The 4686-nt window shown below is 72.0% G+C and carries 5 protein-coding genes; 2 read left to right on the plus strand and 3 right to left on the minus strand.

The window, feature by feature from the left end:
• Positions 1 to 159: 159 nt before the first annotated feature.
• On the minus strand, positions 160 to 1143 hold the full coding sequence (locus CVO76_RS15395) for an N-acetylglucosamine kinase (RefSeq protein WP_133082544.1): 984 nt from the start codon (positions 1141 to 1143) through the stop codon (positions 160 to 162).
• Between the two features lie 57 nt (positions 1144 to 1200).
• Complete coding sequence (locus CVO76_RS15400) at positions 1201 to 2442, minus strand: MFS transporter (RefSeq protein ID WP_133082543.1); 1242 nt, start codon at positions 2440 to 2442, stop codon at positions 1201 to 1203.
• A gap of 169 nt (positions 2443 to 2611) precedes the next feature.
• Here CVO76_RS15400 and CVO76_RS15405 point away from each other — a divergent pair, with 169 nt between their 5' ends.
• Positions 2612 to 3094: an Lrp/AsnC family transcriptional regulator gene (locus CVO76_RS15405; protein ID WP_208741854.1), complete on the plus strand. Its 483-nt coding sequence runs from the start codon at positions 2612 to 2614 to the stop codon at positions 3092 to 3094.
• A 54-nt stretch (positions 3095 to 3148) separates the two neighbouring features.
• Positions 3149 to 4012 carry a metal-dependent hydrolase gene (locus tag CVO76_RS15410; protein ID WP_208740017.1) on the plus strand — a complete coding sequence of 288 codons (864 nt, stop codon included), beginning with the start codon at positions 3149 to 3151 and terminating at the stop codon, positions 4010 to 4012.
• Between the two features lie 61 nt (positions 4013 to 4073).
• Here the strand turns inward: CVO76_RS15410 and CVO76_RS15415 are convergent, their stop codons facing one another.
• Positions 4074 to 4415, minus strand: coding sequence for an alpha/beta fold hydrolase (locus CVO76_RS15415; RefSeq protein ID WP_133082540.1), 342 nt, complete (start codon positions 4413 to 4415; stop codon positions 4074 to 4076).
• Positions 4416 to 4686: the final 271 nt, after the last annotated feature.

A 4686-nucleotide genomic window follows, 5' to 3' on the forward strand; every position in this document is an offset into this window, starting at 1 on the left:
TTTCCGCAGGGCGACGCCTGCAGCGGTCAGTTCAAGCTGTCGGAGTTCTGAGTCTAACCATGTGTTCGGAGCAGACAAGAGCCCATATGGGTCTGCGGGAGGGCCGTTGGTCCCGCGGGCCCCGGGAGGGGCACCGCACGATCGTGCCGGGGTCTCCGCTCAGGCGGCCTCATCGGGGCCCAGGAGGAATCGGACCCCCATGACCGGGTCCTCCTCGAGGAAGACGACGTCGGTCATGCCCTCCGACCCGAGGCGGGTCCTCAACCGTGCCTGCAGATCCGGCTGGTGCATGGCAAGGCCGCCGCCGAGGACCACGGGGCCGGGTACGCCGATCACCGATGCGACATCGAGCACGAGGCGCGTGAGGTCGGCGGCTGCACGGTCGATGATGTCCGCGGCGTCCCCTGAACCGTCCCGGGCGGCGTCGAACACGGCACGGGACTGTGCCGCCCAGTAGGTCCGGCCGGCGCCCGAGTGGAAGAGCCCGATCAGTTCCGTCGGGGTGTCGATCCCGTTGAGCGTGAGGACCGCCGTATCGAGGGCATCGGGGTCCTGACCGAGGTCGTGCCGGTGCAGGGCACGGCGCACGGCTTCGCGCGCCACCCAGTAACCGCTGCCCTCGTCGCCCAGGAGGTAGCCCCAGCCGCCCGAGCGCGCTTCCCGGCCGTCCTCGCCGACGCCCCAGGCCACCGAGCCGGTGCCGGCGATCACGGCGATGCCGGTCCGGGCACCGCCGGCCGCGAGGATGAGCCGCGTGTCGTGGATGACGTCGACGGCGGCGGACGGCGCGTGCGGGGCGATCAGGTCGCGGAGACGCTCGGCGTCGGCTGCGGTGTCCACTCCCCCGGAACCGGCGACGACAAGGTCGATGGTGGGGGCGTCCCCGGCGGGCAGGAGGTCGCGGAAGAGTTCCTCGAGGCTCCGGGCCGCCTCCGCCGGGCTCACGTTCTGGACGTTGGCGCTGCCCGCCTTGGCCTCGGCCACGAGTGAACCGTCGAGCCAGAGCGCGCCGTGGGTCTTGGAGCCGCCGATGTCGAGGCCGACGACCGCTCCTGCCGACCTCCCGGTCGCGTTACCGTCCGCGGCGGGCCCGCTCGCACCGGGGAGGGGGGACGGGCGGGGCGGCACGGGGGTGGTGGACATGCCTACAGCCTACAAAGAGGAGGACCGGACCGGTACGGACCCCGCGGGCGGCGGTCGCTAGCGCGTCGCGCGGAGTCGCAGGACCAGTGAGCCCACGGCGAGCAGCGCACAGACCGCGGCGATGGCAAGCGCGAAGACCGTGACGGAGGTGTTCAGTCCCCATACGCCGGCGGCCGCTCCGAGCCCCAGTACCGGCACGGCACTGCCGAGGTAGGTGAGGACGTACACGGCGCTGACCGTCTGCGCGTGCAGGGCCGGATCGACCCGCACCGACACCTCGTTGAAGACCACCCGGAAGGCCATCCCCTGGCCGAAGCCCGCAACGACGCAGGCTCCGACGAGCAGCGGCAGGCTGCCCGTCGCCTCGGCCAGAGGCAGGAGGCCGACGCCGAGCGCCATGCCGGCGAGGCCCACGGGTGCCACGAAGCGCCCGCGCGGGGACAGCACCTGGCTGACGGCCGACGACCCGAGGACGAGGGCCGCGAGGAGGCCGATCAGGGGCCGGGAGGTCGTTCCCGCGATGCCTGCGAACCAGGTGGGGGCGAGACTCAGCGTGAAGCCGAAGACGGCGAAGCTGAGGAACCCGATGGAGGATGCGGTCCAGAACGAACGGCGTGCGTCCTTCGACACGGCCGGCCGGCGGGGCCGCAGTGCCGCGAGCGGATTGTCCGACGCGGCCGGCTTGATGGCGGGCCGGGCCCTCAGGAGGACGAGCGGCACCAGGAGACTCGCGAGCACCACGAGGTACAGGACGAACGGCGTGCGCGTCGGCGTGGGCAGGAGCGAGAGGAGCCCTCCGATCACGGGACCGGCGGCCACTCCCCCGGCGGAGGCGAGCAGTGTGAAGCGCGATGCCCAGTCCGGCCGGGTGGGTAGGAGATCGCGGAGGGCGGCGGCACTCGCGCCGGTGGCGAGCGCGACGGCCCCCCCCTGCAGCGCGCGCCCCGCGGCGAGCATCGGCAGCGAGGTGGCGATCGCGAACAGCGCTGCACCCAGCAGCCCGAGGACGACCGCGAGGACGAGCGCCGCCCGCCGTCCGATGTGGTCGGACCAGTGACCCGCGAGGACGAGCCCTCCGATCAGGGCGACGACATAGGACGCGAAGGCGACCGTGACCGCGAAGGACGTGAGCCCGAGCTCGGCCTGGATGAGGGGATAGATCGGCGTGGCGAGGTTCGCCCCGATGAGGAGTGTCGAGATCACCGTCACCGCGAGCGCGAGACGGGCGGCCAGGGAGGCATCCCAGCTCCGTCGCTCGATCATCGCCGGCCTCATCCGGAGCTCGTTGATGACGCTCATCCCACCACTTCTCCTCGCTCGCACGCGCCCACCCTAGGCGCTCCCAGGGGCCGGATCATGCCCGGACTTCTATAGGATGGAGCCCACTGACCGCCCTGCAGCAAAGCTCGTCGCCCTTTTGAGCGCCGTGCGCAACACGGGCGGAGCCGACTGACGGGAAGTGAGCTTCGTGAGCAAGCTGGACAACCTCGACCTGCGACTGCTGCTCGAGCTGGTGCGGGACCCCCGCGCTCAGGTGAGCGAGTTGAGCGAGCTCCTCGGCGTCGCCCGGAACACCGCGCAGAGCCGCATCCGGCGGCTCCTCCGCGCGGAGACCCTGCGGCGGAGCGGGAGGGAACTGGACCTCGAGGCGCTCGGCTACGACGTCGTCGCGTTCGTCACCATCGAGGTGTCCCACCGCGAGCTCGATGCCGTCATCGCCGGCCTGCGCACCATCCACCAGGTCCTCGAGGTGCACGAGATCTCGGGCCGGGGGGACGTGTGGTGCAGGGTCGCCGCGACCGACACCCACAATCTGCAGGCAGCCCTGCGCTCGGTGCTGCGGATCAAGGGCGTCATCCGCACCGAGACGGTCCTCGCCCTGCACGAGCACATCCCCTACCGCACGGAGCCACTGCTGGAGAGGCTCGCCCAGCGCTCCGCGGATACCTGAGCGACCCCATACCCCCCCCGTTCTCGCCCTGTTCGCACCACCCGAAGGAGCAGCATGACCCTGCCGACCACCGACACACGCGTCACCTACCCCCAGGGTGCCCTCGAGTCAGCCTCCCGCGTCCTCCATGTCGAGCCGCGCGAGGACGGACGGAGTGCCGTCCTGCTGGACGTCACGGCATTCCACCCCGTCGACTCCGCCTGGCCCGACCAGGGGCCCGACCGCGGCGACCTCGCCTCGGGCTCCCACAGCTGGCCGGTGGTCGACTGCGTGGTGGGCGCCACCGACGGGAGTGCCCTGTATCTGGGTGGAGAATCGCCCGTACGGAAGGGCACGGAGGGCTGGGCGTTCGTCGTCGTGCACCTGGTCGAGGGCGCAGCGCCCGCGGAGGGCGACGACGTCGTCGTGCGGGTGGACGACACCTATCGGGCCGCAGTGTCCGCCGGTCATACCGGCTGCCACCTCGCCTCCCTGGCCCTCAACCGTGCGCTGGCCGGCCGCTGGAAGAAGGAGGTGGCGCCGGACGCCCTCGGGGCCCCGAACTTCGACGCGCTCGCCATCGAGACGACGGTGATCGGCGAGTTCGGCTCGGTGGACAGGTACCGGCTGGGGAAGTCCCTGCGGCGGAAGGGCTTCAGCACGGAGGACTTCGACACCGCAGCAGCAGCCGCTGCGGTGAATGCCACCCTCGCGGCATGGACGGCGACGGCGGCACCGATCGGCATCGCCGCGGACGGACAGGGCCTCACGGACCGGCGTCGGTGGGTCTGCGACCTGCCCGGCGAGCGGGCGGAGATCCCGTGCGGCGGCACTCACCTGACCTCGCTCGCCGGGATCACGGTCACCGTGCGGCTCGAACTGGCGGATGCGGACGGCACTCCCGTCCTGCTCATGGACACCATGGTCAGTACGTCCTGACGTCCGGCGTTTCTGCGGTTGCCCCAGGCGGGGCGGGTCGGTCGGAGATCCCACCGGCGGATCAGCCGCCGCCATGCGCGGGCAGCCCGATGAACGCGCGGAGGTCGTGGGTGACGCCGGCAGGATTGTCATCGACGAGGAAGTGCGCACCACCGGGGACGAGCTGCACAGCCAGGTCGGGTGCGTCCTCGGGTGGGACGTCGAGAGCGTCGCGCGGTAGGAGTCCGTCCTCGGCGCCGACCAGCACGAGGGTCGGTGTGCGCAGGATGCGGCCGCGGTAGGTCCCGCGCAGGATCTTCAGGGCACCGGGAAGTCTCACCTGCCGGTAGAGCGTCGACGCCGCCCGCGCCCTGGCCGGGTCGCGCAGCACGGTGACGTAGGCCTCGACGTCGTCGTCCCGCATCGGCTCGCGGTCGATCCCGATGCGCCGGTACGGCCGGTCGTCGAACGCGTCGTGCGTGCCCGCCTGGACTGACAGGTTCCACCGGAACGCGTTCTCCGGTCCGGACCCGGCGCTGCCGGTCAGGCCGGCCCGTCGTCGGCGACGAGGGGCGATGGCACCGATCCGGGAGTGGCGAATGCGGTGAGGAGCCGGAACCCCGACCTGTCGACGGACCCGTGACGCGCCGCGAGCACGACGACGCCGGTACCGGCGTCCCGGTCGAGGGGGGGAC

The organism is Arthrobacter agilis (genome assembly GCF_002953615.1).
GTDB classification, from domain to species: Bacteria; Actinomycetota; Actinomycetes; order Actinomycetales; family Micrococcaceae; genus Arthrobacter_D; species Arthrobacter_D agilis_B.

What these genes read in the sequence shown, in the direction of transcription:
- CVO76_RS15395 (WP_133082544.1), bottom strand. Translation starts at nt 1,143, where the DNA reads ATGTCCACCACCCCCGTGCCGCCCCGCCCGTCCCCCCTCCCCGGTGCG.
- CVO76_RS15415 (WP_133082540.1), bottom strand. Translation starts at nt 4,415, where the DNA reads ATGCGGGACGACGACGTCGAGGCCTACGTCACCGTGCTGCGCGACCCG.
- CVO76_RS15400 (WP_133082543.1), bottom strand. Translation starts at nt 2,442, where the DNA reads ATGAGCGTCATCAACGAGCTCCGGATGAGGCCGGCGATGATCGAGCGA.
- CVO76_RS15410 (WP_208740017.1), top strand. Translation starts at nt 3,149, where the DNA reads ATGACCCTGCCGACCACCGACACACGCGTCACCTACCCCCAGGGTGCC.